Below are 13,569 nucleotides of genomic sequence, written 5' to 3' on the forward strand. Positions count from 1 at the left end.
TGTAAAGGCGGCGCCCATGCTGCACGGTGTCGATGTCAGCGCCTATCAGTCCTCGTTCGACACGGACGGACTGGACTTCGTCTTCATCAAAGCCACCGAGGGCCGTTCCTACGTCAATCCGCGCCTGTCCGACCAGACGAAACGGGCCCGCGACGCCGAATGCGTCGTCGGCTTCTACCACTTCCTGTGGCCCGGAAACATCGCGGCGCAGGCCGAATACTTCCTGAGCAAGGCGCCCGAGAAGGCCGGCGATCTGCTCGCCGTCGACTGGGAGCAGAACGGCGAGGGCACCCGCCCGAGCAACGCCGAGAAGGACCGCTTCATCCGCGAGGTCAAGCGCCTGCGGCCGCACCACCGCGTCCTGCTCTACTGCAACCGCTACTTCTGGCTGAACCACGACACCACGTCGTACGCCGGGGACGGGCTCTGGATCGCCGACTACGTGAAGGCGGGCAAGCCGCGCATCAAGGCGTCCTGGCGCATCCACCAGTACACCGACCGGCCGCTCGACAAGGACGTCGCCGACTTCTCCTCCCGCTCCGCCATGCGCGCCTGGGCCAAGAAGTAACGCCGACGGGCACCGGTCAGTAGGACTGAAGCTCCACGAGATGCCCCTCGGGGTCGCGCACATGGGCGGTGCGCAGCCCCGGACCCCACTCCGGGCGGTCGCACGCGGGCGCGGTCAACTCGGCGCCGTGGCCGAGGCAGACGGCCAGCCCCGCGTCCACGTCCGCCACACGCAGGACGAACATCGACCGGTCCTGGGCCGGGGGCGGGTCCGCGGGCAGGTGCTTCGTGCCGGCGACCGCCGCCATCGCGCTCCGGTCGAACAGCACCAGCGCGCCCTGCCCCCCGACGTCCCAGTGCGCGTACGGCCCCGAGGCGTTGCCGCTGGCGCGTACGGCACCGATCAGCTCCGGCAGCACGGCGTCGTAGAAGCGGAAGCAGTCGGCGAACCGGCCGACCAGCAGGCGGGGATGCAGCGCGTCCACGGAGGCTCCTTCAGTAGGTGCACACCCATCATGGGTTGGCCCTACGATATACCTGATGAACGAAACCCCTCCCAGTCTCCTGGGTATGACGACCTACCTCATGTCCAAGACCGGCAAGGCGGCGCGCGGCCGGCTCGCCGACCGGCTGGCCGAACGCGGGCTGAGGCTCTGGCACATGGCGATCCTCGCCGCGCTGGCCGACTTCGGCCCCCATGTGCAGCGCGAACTCGCCGCGCGGCTTTCGATCGACCGCAGCGACGTCGTCAAGATCGTGGACGGACTCGGCGCGTCCGGCCTGGTGGACCGGGCCCGTGACACCGCCGACCGGCGGCGTGTCACAGTCACCGTCACACCGGCCGGCCGCGCCCTGCTGGAAACCCTCAAGGCCGAGGCGCTGGCCGTACAGGACGATGTCCTGGCGCCCCTGACCTCCCGCGAACGCGCCCAGCTGACCGCCCTGTTGCTCCGCGTCCACGACGGGACGCGGGAGAACACACCGGAACGGCCAGGTCGCTGACCCATTCGGGGCACCGGGTGCGGCAGAATTCCCCGGTGACCACACCCGCGGCCCAGCCGCCTCGTGACCGTGCGCTCGGGCGCGGCATCACCACCCTCATCCCACAGGCCACCCCCGCCACACCGGCCGAACAGGCGGCGGCCGTCCTGACGGCCATGCGGTCCGTTCCGGTGCGCGTCGGCGTACTCCAGGCGGCGGTGGTGCTGCTGGAGGAACGGGTGCGCGCCACGGACGACGAGGCGGAACGGGCCGCGGCGGCGACCACGGTGGCCATGCTCCGCAGCGCGATCGGACAGGCCGGCTGATGAATCCCTTGTCGACGGACAGCGGTGTGTACGAGACGGCAAGCGGCCGGGTACGCGGACGCGCACCGCGCAATGACGTCGCCGCCGTCCTCGGAATCCCCTACGCCGAGCCGCCGTTCGGCGAGAACCGCCTCCGTGCCCCGCGCCCGCGCGCCCCGTGGCCCGGGGTCCGTGACTGCACGGAGTTCGGCCCCGTCCCGCCCCAGTCCGCCGAACTGCCGGGCGCTCCCACCTGGTCGCCCGGCGACGAGGACGTCCTGAGCCTCAACATCTGGACCCCCACGACCGCGCCGGGACCGCTGCCCGTGCTGGTCTGGATTCACGGCGGCGCCTACACCTTCGGATCGAGCGCCCAGCCGGACTTCGACGGTACGGCCCTGGCCCGCACCGGCCTCGTCGTCGTCACCCTCAACTACCGCGTCGGCTTCGAGGGCTTCGGCCATGTCCCGGACGACGCCTGCCCGCCCAACCGGGGCCTGCTCGACCAGATCGCCGCCCTCGAATGGGTCCGCGACAACATCGCCGCGTTCGGGGGAGACCCGGCAAACGTCACCCTGGCCGGACAGTCGGCGGGGGCCACCTCCGCGGTCTGCCTGATGGTGATGGACCGCGCGCACGGGCTCTTCCGGCGGGTGATCGCGCACAGCGCGGTCGGCCCCGTCTTCGCCCCGGAGCTGGCCGGACAGGTCACGGACCGCGTCGCCGTCGCCACGGGGAAACCCCTCACCGGAGCCTCCCCGCAGGAACTGCTGAAGGCTTCGGAGCAGGTCGTCGGGGACTACCGCGCGGACCCCGGCTCCGGGGCGCTGCACTGGGACCCGGTCATCTACGGACCGGTCGCCGACGGGGAGGTGCTGCGCGACGACCCGCTCGCTCTCGTCGTCGCAGGGGCCGGCCGGGACGCCGACCTGCTCGTCTGCCACACGACCGAGGAATACTGGCTGATGGACGCCGTAGGCAGCGCCTGCGAAGTCCCCACGGACGAGCGGCTGAAGAGCTTCGCCGCCGACTTCGGACTGCCGTCCGGGCTCATCGACGGGTACCGCGCACTCATGCCCGGCGCCGGACCGTATGACATCCACCTCGCCGTCTACGGGGACCTGATGTTCGGCGTGTACGGCAGCAGGCTCGCCGAGGCCCACACGGCGGCGGGCGGCCGCGCCTTCCTGTCCCGGTTCGACCGCAAGGGCGGGGGAGTGCGGGCCTGGCACTGCGCCGACGTGCCCTTCGCCTTCGGCAACGTGGACGACGAGGCCATCCGGTTCCTCATCGGAGGCGCCGCGCCGACGCCCGGGGACCGGGCCCTCGCGGACCGGATGACCGCGGCCTGGGCCGGGTTCGCGGCCACCGGCGACCCGGGCTGGGAGCCGGGCCCCGGCCACATCAGGGTGTGGGGGACGCCGGACCGCGCGACGGCCTCCGGGCACTGGCGGGACGGCGACGCGGTCCGGGCGCTGTGGGACCCGTACACCTACCGCCCCGCCCGCTCCTGACGCGGCGGTTCACATCGGGGGCAGTTCCAGCGGTCCCCGGCCCTCGCGGACCTTGCCGATCTCCCGCAGCTCGCCCAGCAGCCGCCCGTCCAGGTCGGTGGTCGCCAGCACGGCCCGGTCGCCCAGGCACGTCTTGTCCCCGTCGGGCTCCTCGCAGTACAGGACGTACCCCGTGAGCCGGTCGACGGTCCCGGGCTCCAGGCGCCAGATCCACTCGTAATCGCTCACCTGCACGCGGGGGTGGGCAGCCCGGAGCCGGTCCTTGACGGCGCCCTGGACGGCGGTGGCGAACTTCTGCCGCTCGGCGAACGGGCGGACGATGCGGGCGCTGCCCGACGCCGGGTCGACGTGCCCGTCCTTCGCGGAGTAACCGGCGCTGTAGTACGCGTGCGAGCCGAGGGCCGCGAGCAGTGAGGTCGCGCTCAGACGCATGGCCGTCGGCTGCGACTTCTTGCCCGCGGGCCGCTTCCTCGCGACGGCAGGGGAGACCAGATTGACCGCCGCGCCCTTCACCTCGGTCCCGTCCTTCCACCGCCGCGCGCAGCCGCCGATGTCCTTGAGCAGGCCGGAGACCGTCGCGTTGGTGGGGGCGGCGGCGATCCAGGGCGTCCCGGTCTGCGGGTCGACGGCGATCACCTCGTGGCCGCAGCTCCGGAACGCGCCGACGAGCACCCGCAGCGCCGCCGCCTCGCGCCGCCCGCGCTCCACCGCGTCGTCCAGCACGCCCCGGCAGTCATGGGTGTTGCAGGTGCCGGCGTCGGCGTCCACCCACATCCGGACCACGGCGTCGGGGTCGTCGGTCATCGCGAAGGTGATCTCCGAACCACTGGCGTTCGGGATCAGGGTGTGCGCCTCGATGACGCGGAGAGCGCCCGGGTAGTACTTCTCCGCCAGCTTCTCGGCGTACGCACGGTCCTCCTTCGTGGTGGTCACGAGCCCGCACCCGGTGAGCGCGGCCGCGAGGCCGAACACCAGTGCCCCGGCCACCCCGGCCGCCATCCTGCGCCGTCTCGGCGATCCGTCCATCTCCGCCCGCCCCCTGCTCGAGTTCCGGCCCGCCCAACGGCCGGACCTGCTCCTTCAGCTGATGTGACAGTAGGACGGGGCCGCGCGCGGGGGATGAGTACGGCTACTCAGCCGGCGGCTCGTGCGGTCACCCATGTCATTGGCATGGACCTGCTAACAACTTCTCGGCTACAGTCCGGAACGGCACACTCTGAGAGCGCTCTCAACGAGGCGCCTCGGACGCCTGCTGTTCCTCCCCCACCCAGCCGGAACAACAGAAGGGCCAAGACCTTGAGACGCTCCACAGCCTTGAGAACCGCACTCTCCGCCGTACTCCTCCTCGGAGCCTGGGCGGGCGCGGGCTTCCCCTCGGCCTCCGCCGCCGACACTCCCACCGCCGCCCCCGCACCCGCGTCCGACGGCCTGCTCACCGCCATGCAGCGGGACCTCGGACTGACGGTGAGTCAGGCCAAGGCGCGGATCTCCCAGGAGAAGACCGCCACCGCGCTCCAGCCGAAGGCCCGCCACGCCGCCGGGGCGGCGTACGGCGGTTCCTGGTTCGACCCGGCGACCGGCGGCCTGACCGTCGCCGTCACCGACGCCGGGCAGGCCGACGCCGTACGGGCCACGGGCGCCGCCGTACGCATGGTGACCCACACCGAGAAGCGCCTCGACTCGGTCAAGGCGAAGCTCGACAAGCTGGACGCGCCGCAGGGCGTCAGCAGCTGGCACGTCGACCCGCGCACCAACTCGGTCGTCGTGGACGTCGTCGCGTCGCAGCGTTCTGACAACGATGTCCAGGCATTCGTACGGAAGGCCCGGGAAGCCGGTCCCGTCACCGTCGAGCAGACCGCCGAAGCGCCCCGGACGTTCTCGGCCGGGACCGTGGGCGGTGACCCGTACTACACGGGCAACGTACGGTGCTCGATCGGCTTCTCCGTCTACGGCGGCTTCGTCACGGCCGGCCACTGCGGCCGGGCGGGCGCCGGGGTCAGCGGCTGGGACGGCTCCTTCATCGGCAACTTCCAGGGCTCGTCCTTCCCCGGCGACGACTACGCGTGGGTCAGCGTGGGCAACGGCTGGTGGACGGTCCCCGTCGTCCTCGGCTGGGGCACCGTCTCCGACCAGCTGGTCCGGGGCTCCAACGTGGCCCCGATCGGCGCCTCGATCTGCCGCTCCGGCTCCACCTCGCACTGGCACTGCGGCAATGTGCTCGCCACCAACGACACCGTCAACTACTCCCAGGGCGCGGTCTACCAGATGACCAAGACGAGTGTCTGCGCGGAGGGCGGTGACTCCGGTGGTTCGTTCATCAGCGGTGACCAGGCGCAGGGTGTCACCTCGGGTGGCTGGGGCAACTGCAGCTCCGGCGGCGAGACCTGGCACCAGCCGATCAACGAGATCCTGAACCGGTACGGGCTGACGCTCCACACTGCCTGACCGCGTTCCGCGCGACCTGGGGTCTGCCGAGCGAGGCGGCGGGCCCCGGGTCGCGTGCGTGCCCGGCCGTCAGGCGAGCCGGAGGTCGATGAACGGCACGGTGTCGCCCGGCAGGACGTACCGCTCGGTCTCCACGAAGCCGTTCCGCAACGCGAACCGCAGCCCCTCCGGGTTCGACTCCAGGACACATGTCTCGATGACCTGCGCGCCGAGCCCCCGAGCCAGCTCAAGCCCGTGTGCGTACAGCTGCCCGCCGAACCCCCGGCCCCGGTGCTCGGGCAGGATGCGGGCGATCACGGTCCCCACCGGGTTGTCCGCGCCGGGCGGGCGCACCGTGGAACACCCCACCAGCACGTCCCCCGCGTACGCGACGCACAACCGGTTGCGCCCCGCACGCTCCGTCACTTCCGCAAACGACAGGGTGGCCGTCGGGATGATGGCGTTGTGCACGGACTGCCAGTCCCGGAGCGAGCCGTCGCCGTCCACCCGCGCGATACGAAGATCGTTCATCGCGCCAGGAAACCGGCCCCCGGGGCCGCGCGTCAACCGGCGGGGTGCTCAGACGGCCCAGGTCCCGCGCAGCGCGGCCGTGGCGAAGCCCGGCCCGTACGCGACGGTGATGCCTTCGGCGCCGGCCGGCGGCGGTTCGGCGTGGGTGCGTTCGAGGATGCGGAGCACGGAGACACCGCCGAGGTTGCCCTCGTCGGTGAGGGTGGCGGTGGAGTGCCGGGTGTCGTGGGCGTCCAGCCCGAGGGCCGTCGCGGTGTCGCTGATGATGCGCGTACTGCCGGGGTGGATGACCCCGAAGCCGACGGAGGGGCGGCCGAGCCAGTCCAGCAGGGCGGGCAGCACATCGTCCGCCGCGCTCAGCGCCTCCTTCGTACTGTCGAAGTGGAACCCGGCCGGATCGACGCGGCCGGCATACCGGGTCAGGCTGTCCGGCAGGGCGTGTTCGTAGGTGTCGGCCGGGGAACCCACCCGGAAACCGGGGCCCAGCGGGGCGTCGGTGACCAGGGTCGCCGCCGCGCTGTCCCCGAAGAGCACCTTGTAGATCATGTGCTCGACGGCGTCGTCCTGATGGTTGTACACCGAGGAGATGACCTCGGCGGCGACCACCAGGACGGTCGCCCCGGGTCTCGCGGCCAGCAGGTCGACCGCCCGGATCAGCGCCTGGGTGCCGCCCGCGCACGCCAGCGTCGTCAGAGCGATCCGGGAGACGTTCTGACGCAGGCCCAGCCGGTTCATCAGGTGGATGTCCATGTTGGGGACCGACCAGCCGGTCGAGTGCGTCGTGATGATCGCGTCCACATCACCCGGCTCCAGCCCGTACGCCCCGAGCACGCCCCGTGCCGCCTGCTCCGCCATGTCCAGCGCGTCGGCGAACGCCGCCTCGCTCCGGGCCGTGACACCGGCGTCCCCCGACACGGTCGGCGCCGCCAGCGGCCGGGTGAAGTACCTGCTGCGCACCCCGGTGTTGGCCACGATGCGGAGGATCGCGGCGAGCCGAGGGTGGTCCGGGTGATGGGCGCGGATGTCGTCCGCGATCTCGGCGGTGGTCACCTTGTGAGCGGGGAACACGGTGGTGGGGCGGGCTATGTAGGCAGGCACGACATCCTCCGGCGGGCACGGTGCGGCGGCGATGTGGGGGTGGGCACAACCTAAGCCACAAACGGCCGTGCCGCCCTGATCACAACACCGCGGAAGCCCGGAGGGAAGCCCCTACGGAGCGCGCAGCACCGGCACGCGGGTGTGCGCGCGCCGCGCGCCCGCGTGGAAGACGAGAACGATCATGCGCGCGCCCGGAGCGGCCATGGGCTGCGCGGCGCACATCGTCACCCACCCCGGACCGTCCACGGCGTGCCGGATGGGCCGTTCGTCGCCGTCGGGATGGATGTGCGCGGCGCCCGACTCCCAGATCGGCGCACACCGCGGGTCGGCCAGCACGTCCTTCTCCAGCAGGCGGAGCACCTCGTCGTCGGGCCGGCTGGCGAGCGCCGCCCGCAGCTGCGGCACGACCAGCGGTGCCCAGGCGGTGTCCCAGTCGATGAGCATGTCGCGTCCCTGCTCTTCGAGGAGCATCCACCTCATCGTGTTCCTGGGCACGTTTCCCCCGGGGAACAGCCGCGCGAACTCGTCGTTGTGCGCGATGAGTTCCCAGGAGGCGTCGGTGATGTACGCGGGATGGGTCATCCCGTCGATGGCCTCCTGCCAGACCCCCGGCACCTCCTTGCCCGAGCGGGCGGTGAGCGGGCCCGGCGGGTCGCCTATCCCGGCGTACCGGCACAGCGACACCCATTCCTGCTCGTTGAGGGCGAAGAGCATCGCCACATCACGGAGGAAACCGGTGTCCGGCCTCGGCCAGGCGCCCGACTCCAGCCGGCGGTAGGTGCCGGGGGTGCGGTGCAGCAGCTGGTCGACCTGGTGCTGGGACAGTCCGGGTGCACGGCGCCCCTGCCGGGACGAACGGTGGAAACCGTGTCCGGTGGGGTCGATCAGTGCACGACGGACTCTGAGGAGTGTCCGAAGTGCCGTCTTGTCGGTGTTGGTCATGCGATCAAATCCCCCGCGTATGGGCCCGGTTGCGCGGGCGTGAGCCTAATTGGCGCGACGTGGCTTAGCGCTAAAAACTGGACGTAGAAAACAGTCTGTTTACCTTCCATGCTGGAGCTCGTGAGGCGGCGGACCGCAACTCTTCGGAGCGGTGAGCCCACGCCTGACGTGCGGTCTTCCTGCTGTCCTCTCCTGGCAATGTTCGCAGCCGGAATTCCGCACCCGTTCAGAACGGTGGCGGGAAGGGCTTGACCAGCAGACCGTATTTCGTCCCCCTGTGGGGCGGCTGCGCACCACGGTCCGCTGATCTGGCTCTTTCCGTCACCCACCTCGGTCTCCCGGGCCGAGGCGGGGCGGTACTCGGTGCGGTCGGCAGCCCCCCTGCCGGCCGCACCATTCTCTTCCCCCTCCCTCTTCCCCTTCTCTCCCCGGGGACACTGCTCCATCCGGAGCCGGGCGGGTACGGCCCCATCTGCGGCCTTCCCCGGCACCCGGCGCGACGCGAAGTCGTTGCTCTCTGGTGGAGAGGGGTTTCGCCATGTAGCGTCACTGCCGGAAGTCGTGGTTCGCCGAAACCGCCCGTGCTCCGGCGCGGGCGCCTTGCTGTGCAGGGGCGGACCGGGACACCACTGGGACCGCGTGGTGCGGCTCCCGATATCGACTGAGAGGCACCGGCATGGCCAGCGGAACCGTCAAGTGGTTCAACGCCGAAAAGGGTTTCGGCTTCATCCAGCAGGACGGCGGCGGGCCGGACGTCTTCGCTCACTACTCGAACATCAACGCCTCCGGCTTCCGTGAGCTCCAGGAGGGCCAGGCGGTGACCTTCGACATCACGCAGGGCCAGAAGGGCCCGCAGGCGGAGAACATCACGGCCGCCTGACGCCGTAGTACCACCGTCCGGCCCCGGGGAGCACGCTCCCCGGGGGCCGGACGCGTGACACGGCCTCGTGGCCGCTCAGCCGGGCATCCGGGCCGTCCCGCCCTCGGACGGGGCCGGTTCGGTCGCGGTGTACATGGCCGCGCCTTTCTGGATGCCCTTGCCGATGGCGCCCCGCTTCACCAGGGTCTCCAGGGTGTTGCGCACCACCTGCACCGAGGTGCCGCGCTCCGGGTGGGCCTCGGTCAGATCCGCGTGCACCTCGCGCACCAGGCGCGGTTCGCCCGGGGGCATCAGGGCGCGGATGAGCTGGTGCAGCGGAGCGGTCGCCGTGGCCGCCCTGCTGCCGCCCGCCTTCGCCCGGGACGGCCTCGGCTTCGCGCGCCCGGCGGGCCTCGGGCCCGGGACGGGTGTGCCGGACGGGGTGTCGTCTTCCGCCGGTTTCTCGCCGGTACGCGGTGCGCGGCGCGGCCGAGGGGGCGCCGTCTCACCCGGCAGCGCGGCCTGCATCCCGGTCAGCCAGGTCTCGTCGGCCCTGAGCTGTGCCAGGCGGGCCCGCAGCCGCTCGATCTGCGCGGTGAGCTCCTTCTGCTCCGCACGGTTGTCGGTGAGATCGGTGGCGAACCGCTCGGCATACATCGTCTGTACGCTCTGCGACGCACTGTCCGCGTTGTTCATGATGGTCCACGCTCCTCGGGCCGGGGATTTGTCGGCGCATGCCCCCCATTCACCCCCCGGAAGGACGCGAAAGGCGCAATTTGCGCCCAAGATCCAGCCGAAGGGATGAACGCCCGGCCGGGACCGGGGGGATCTCATCGGACGGGCCGGATAAGCGGGTCGGATTTCTCAACTCCGTTTGTGTGTACAGGTCTTGCATTGACGCATGCGTGTGCTGTTCATAACATCGCAACACCTGAAGCCGTGAATGACCGGATCTCGCCGGTGGCGAGACCGTTCGGCCACTGCGGTATCCCCGTACCGCCGCGTCGCTCCCCCCACATGCTCCACACGTCCCCATTGACCTGAAGCAACCGCACACCACGCCGCTCGGCGTGCGCGCCGAGGGAGTCGGATGAGTACCCAGGCTGTCCAGTCGTACCTGACGCATGGCCAGAAACGTCTGTGGTTCCTGCACCAGATGGACCCCGACGACGCCTCGTACAACATTCCGCTCGTCCTGCGCCTTTCCGGCGAGCTGTCCGGGCCCGCCCTGCGCGCCGCCTTCGACGCGGTGGCCGCCCGCCACGAGGCGCTGCGCAGCCGCTTTCCCGCCGAGGACGGCGAACCGGCCGCCCTGGTGGCCGAGCCGGGCCCGGGCGACGTGGAATGCCACGACCTGCGCGGCCGAGGCGACCGGCTGGAGCCGCTGATCGCCGAGCGCACCAACCGCGCCTTCGACCTCGCCCGGGGCCCGTTGCTGCGCGTCGCCCTCTTCCGTACGGGAGACACCGAGCACGTCCTGTGCGTGGTCCTGCACCACATCGTCGCCGACGGCTGGTCCCTCAACATCCTGCGCGAGGAGCTGGCGGCGCACTACACCGCACACCTCCGGGGCGCGGCCGCCGACCTGCCCGCCCCACCCGTACACCCGGCCGGGCAGGAGCAGGAGGCGGACGAGACGCAGACGCGCGAAGCCCTCGCCTACTGGCGGGACCGCCTGGACGGCGCACCCGCCCTGGAACTGCCCCTCGACCGGCCCCGCCCCGAACACCCCTCGCCCGAGGGCGCCTTCCACACCCGGCTGCTCACCGGCGCGGGGCCCGTCATCGACGCGCTCGCCCGGGCCCGGCGCTGCACCCCGTTCATGGTGCTGCTCGCCGCCTACCAGGCGACCCTGCACCGCTGCACCGGGCAACACGACTTCTGCGTCGGCGTCCCCACGGCGGGCCGCTCGGGACCCGACGCCGAACAGGCCATCGGCTACTTCTCCCGGACCCTGGTCCTGCGCTCCGACCTGACCGGGACGCCCACCTTCGCCGACCTGCTCCGCCGCGCCCGCACCACGGTGCTCGGCGCCTTCGCCCACGACCGCATCCCCTTCGAGGAACTGGCCGAAACCCTGCGCCTGGACCGGGACCCCGGGCGCACCCCGCTGTTCCAGACGATGCTGACCGTCCACACCCAGGACGCCGGCCTGCTGCGCGACGCGTCCTTCGCCGGTCTCGGCTGCACCGAACTGGACCCCGCCATGCGGGCCTGCAAGTTCGACCTCACCCTCGACGTGCGCCGGGACGGCGAGGACGTCGTCGCCGTCTTCGGCTACCGCACGGACCTGCTGGACGGCGACCGGGTCGCCCGCCTCGCGCGCTGGTTCGAGACGCTGCTGCGCGGCGCGGCGGACGCCCCGGACACCCCGGTCCACCTCCTGCCCCTGCTGGACGAACCCGAACGCGCCGCCCTGCACGCGGCCGGCCGGGGACCCGCCCTGCCCGACGGCCCGCCCACCGTGCACGACGCCATCGCCCGCACCGTCCGCGAACACCCCGGCGGCGAGGCCCTGCGCGGGCGCGACGCCTCGCTCTCGTACGCCGGGCTGTGGCAGCGCGCGGGCGGCCTCGCCGCACGGCTGACCGCCGAGGGAGTCCGGCACGGGGACACCGTGGGCGTGCTGCTGCCGCGCGGACCGCACGCCGTCGTGGCGATGCTCGCCGCCTGGCGCGCCGGCGCCGCCTACCTCCCCCTGGACCCCGAATACCCGGCCGCCCGGCTCGCGTACATGGCCGCCGACAGCGGCGCCCGCACCGTCCTGACCACCCGAGACACCTCACGGCCCGAGCTGCCCGGGAGCGTCCGGACGCTGTACGTGGAGGACGCGGCGGACACCGGACCGGCGGGGGAGGGGTCCACCGGCGGCACCACCGCGCCCCACCCCGACGACCCCGCGTACCTCGTGTACACCTCCGGCTCGACCGGCAAACCCAAGGGCGTCCTCGTCCCGCACCGGGCACTGGCCGAGCGGGTGCGCTGGATGCGCGAGGGATACGGGATCACCGCCGAGGACCGCGTCCTGCACTGCGCCTCACTCAGCTTCGACACCTGCGCCGAGGAGCTGTTCCCCGCACTGGCGGCCGGGGCCACCCTCGTCGTGGCCGACCCCGGCGCCACGCTGCCCGACCAGCTGACCGAGGACTTCACCGCCGGCATCACGGTCATGGACCTGCCCACCCCGTACTGGCAGCATCTCGTCGGCGACCCGGACGTCGTCGCCTGGCCGGACCGGCTGCGGCTGCTGATCCTGGGCGCCGACCAGGTCCAGGCCGCCGCCGTCGGGGCCTGGCGCGAGCGGTTCGGCGACCGGGTGCGCCTCGTCAACTCGTACGGCCCCACCGAGACCACCGTCATCGCCACGACCGCCGGCCTCGGCGACCCGGACACCCGCGCCCGCCCGCCCATCGGCACCCCGATCGGCGGCGTCACCGCCACCGTGTGCGACGAGCACGGCGGCCCGGTCCCGCCCGACACCCCCGGCGAACTCCTCATCGGCGGTACGGGGGTGACCTACGGCTACACCGGACGGCCCGGCGCCACCGCGCGCGCCTTCGTCCCCGACCCGTACGGCCCGCCGGGCTCCCGCCGCTACCGGACCGGCGACCTGGTGCGCCGCCGGAACGACGGGGCCCTGGAATTCCTGGGCAGGCTGGACGGCCAGCTCAAGGTGCGCGGCTACCGCGTCGAGCCCGGCGAGACGGAGAGCGCGCTCCTCGCCCAGCCCGGGATCGCCGAAGCGGTGGTCGTCGCCCACCGCGACACCCTGGTCGCCTACGTCGTCCCCGCCGCCCCGGGCCTTGATCCCGCCGCCGCGCGGACCGCCGTGGGAGCGCTCCTACCGGCCCATCTCGTGCCCGCCGCCGTCCTCGTCCTGGACCGGCTGCCGCTCACCCCGAACGGCAAGCTGGACCGCGCGGCCCTGCCCGCCCCCGAGCAGCGCCCGGAGCTGCGCGCGAGCTATCTGGCCCCGCGCACCGAGGCGGAGGAGCTGGTCGCCGACATCTGGCGCGAGGTGCTCGACGCCGAACGGGTCGGCGCCCTGGACGACTTCTTCGACCTGGGCGGGCACTCCCTGCTCGCCACCCGGGTCATCGCCCGCGTCCGGGCCACCGCCGACCTCACCGTCCCCCTGCGCACCCTCTTCACCCACCGCACGGTCGCGGCCTTCGCCGAGGCCGTGGAGGCCGCCCTGACGGCCGAGATCGACGCCCTGTCCGAGGAGGAGGCCGCCGCCCTCCTCGCCTCGGACGGCGGCACCCTGGAAGGAACCGGTACGCCGTCATGAGCGACACCACCACATCCCCCGCCGGCCTCTCCGACGCCAAGCGCGCCCTGCTCAGCCGCCGGCTCAAGGCAGGCCGCGCCGCCGCCTCCCGCCCCGTCGTCCCCCGGAGACCCGAGG

14 protein-coding genes are annotated in these 13,569 nt (G+C 72.4%); 8 read left to right on the forward strand and 6 right to left on the reverse strand.

Going from position 1 to position 13,569, the window contains the following annotated elements; genetic code table 11:
* Positions 1–16 precede the first annotated feature (16 nt).
* Complete coding sequence (locus tag OG338_RS29030) at positions 17–568, forward strand: glycoside hydrolase family 25 protein (protein ID WP_405940188.1); 552 nt, start codon at positions 17–19, stop codon at positions 566–568.
* A 16-nt stretch (positions 569–584) separates the two neighbouring features.
* Here the strand turns inward: OG338_RS29030 and OG338_RS29035 are convergent, their stop codons facing one another.
* On the reverse strand, positions 585–992 hold the full coding sequence (locus OG338_RS29035; RefSeq protein ID WP_405940189.1) for a VOC family protein: 408 nt from the start codon (positions 990–992) through the stop codon (positions 585–587).
* A 55-nt stretch (positions 993–1,047) separates the two neighbouring features.
* Between OG338_RS29035 and OG338_RS29040 the strand changes: the two genes are divergently transcribed.
* From OG338_RS29040 to OG338_RS29050, 3 genes are read left to right on the forward strand one after another with little or no spacing between them, the layout of a single operon-like run.
* Positions 1,048–1,509, forward strand: coding sequence for a MarR family winged helix-turn-helix transcriptional regulator (locus OG338_RS29040; protein ID WP_405940190.1), 462 nt, complete (start codon positions 1,048–1,050; stop codon positions 1,507–1,509).
* 35 nt (positions 1,510–1,544) lie between these two features.
* Positions 1,545–1,814 carry a hypothetical protein gene (locus OG338_RS29045; protein WP_405940191.1) on the forward strand — a complete coding sequence of 90 codons (270 nt, stop codon included), beginning with the start codon at positions 1,545–1,547 and terminating at the stop codon, positions 1,812–1,814.
* Positions 1,814–3,307: a carboxylesterase/lipase family protein gene (locus OG338_RS29050; RefSeq protein WP_405940192.1), complete on the forward strand. Its 1,494-nt coding sequence runs from the start codon at positions 1,814–1,816 to the stop codon at positions 3,305–3,307. The genes OG338_RS29045 and OG338_RS29050 overlap by 1 nt, the downstream gene beginning before the upstream one ends.
* Before the next feature lie 9 nt (positions 3,308–3,316).
* Here the strand turns inward: OG338_RS29050 and OG338_RS29055 are convergent, their stop codons facing one another.
* Entirely contained in the window at positions 3,317–4,240 is a 924-nt protein-coding gene (locus OG338_RS29055; protein WP_405940193.1) for an SCO7460 family lipoprotein, read from the reverse strand.
* Here OG338_RS29055 and OG338_RS29060 point away from each other — a divergent pair.
* Positions 4,230–4,400 carry a hypothetical protein gene (locus OG338_RS29060; RefSeq protein WP_405940194.1) on the forward strand — a complete coding sequence of 57 codons (171 nt, stop codon included), beginning with the start codon at positions 4,230–4,232 and terminating at the stop codon, positions 4,398–4,400. The genes OG338_RS29055 and OG338_RS29060 overlap by 11 nt on opposite strands.
* A gap of 203 nt (positions 4,401–4,603) precedes the next feature.
* Entirely contained in the window at positions 4,604–5,752 is a 1,149-nt protein-coding gene (locus OG338_RS29065) for a S1 family peptidase (RefSeq protein WP_405940195.1), read from the forward strand.
* Between the two features lie 69 nt (positions 5,753–5,821).
* Here OG338_RS29065 and OG338_RS29070 read toward each other — a convergent pair whose 3' ends face one another.
* The 3 genes from OG338_RS29070 to OG338_RS29080 form a co-directional block, all read right to left on the reverse strand.
* Complete coding sequence (locus tag OG338_RS29070; RefSeq protein WP_405940196.1) at positions 5,822–6,262, reverse strand: GNAT family N-acetyltransferase; 441 nt, start codon at positions 6,260–6,262, stop codon at positions 5,822–5,824.
* 48 nt (positions 6,263–6,310) lie between these two features.
* On the reverse strand, positions 6,311–7,360 hold the full coding sequence (locus OG338_RS29075; RefSeq protein ID WP_405940197.1) for a PhlD: 1,050 nt from the start codon (positions 7,358–7,360) through the stop codon (positions 6,311–6,313).
* A gap of 111 nt (positions 7,361–7,471) precedes the next feature.
* Positions 7,472–8,302 carry a helix-turn-helix domain-containing protein gene (locus OG338_RS29080; RefSeq protein ID WP_405940198.1) on the reverse strand — a complete coding sequence of 277 codons (831 nt, stop codon included), beginning with the start codon at positions 8,300–8,302 and terminating at the stop codon, positions 7,472–7,474.
* Between the two features lie 676 nt (positions 8,303–8,978).
* Between OG338_RS29080 and OG338_RS29085 the strand changes: the two genes are divergently transcribed.
* Entirely contained in the window at positions 8,979–9,182 is a 204-nt protein-coding gene (locus OG338_RS29085) for a cold-shock protein (protein ID WP_018104984.1), read from the forward strand.
* 75 nt (positions 9,183–9,257) lie between these two features.
* On the opposite strand, the gene OG338_RS29090 is transcribed toward OG338_RS29085, so the two are convergent.
* Positions 9,258–9,857, reverse strand: coding sequence for a hypothetical protein (locus OG338_RS29090; RefSeq protein WP_405940199.1), 600 nt, complete (start codon positions 9,855–9,857; stop codon positions 9,258–9,260).
* Positions 9,858–10,251: 394 nt separating this feature from the next.
* Between OG338_RS29090 and OG338_RS29095 the strand changes: the two genes are divergently transcribed.
* A complete protein-coding gene (locus OG338_RS29095; protein ID WP_405940200.1) occupies positions 10,252–13,452 on the forward strand; it encodes an amino acid adenylation domain-containing protein in 3,201 nt (1,066 codons plus the stop codon).
* Positions 13,453–13,569 lie beyond the last annotated feature (117 nt).

The sequence above is a fragment of the Streptomyces sp. NBC_00726 genome, assembly GCF_045161735.1.
GTDB lineage: Bacteria > Actinomycetota > Actinomycetes > Streptomycetales > Streptomycetaceae > Streptomyces.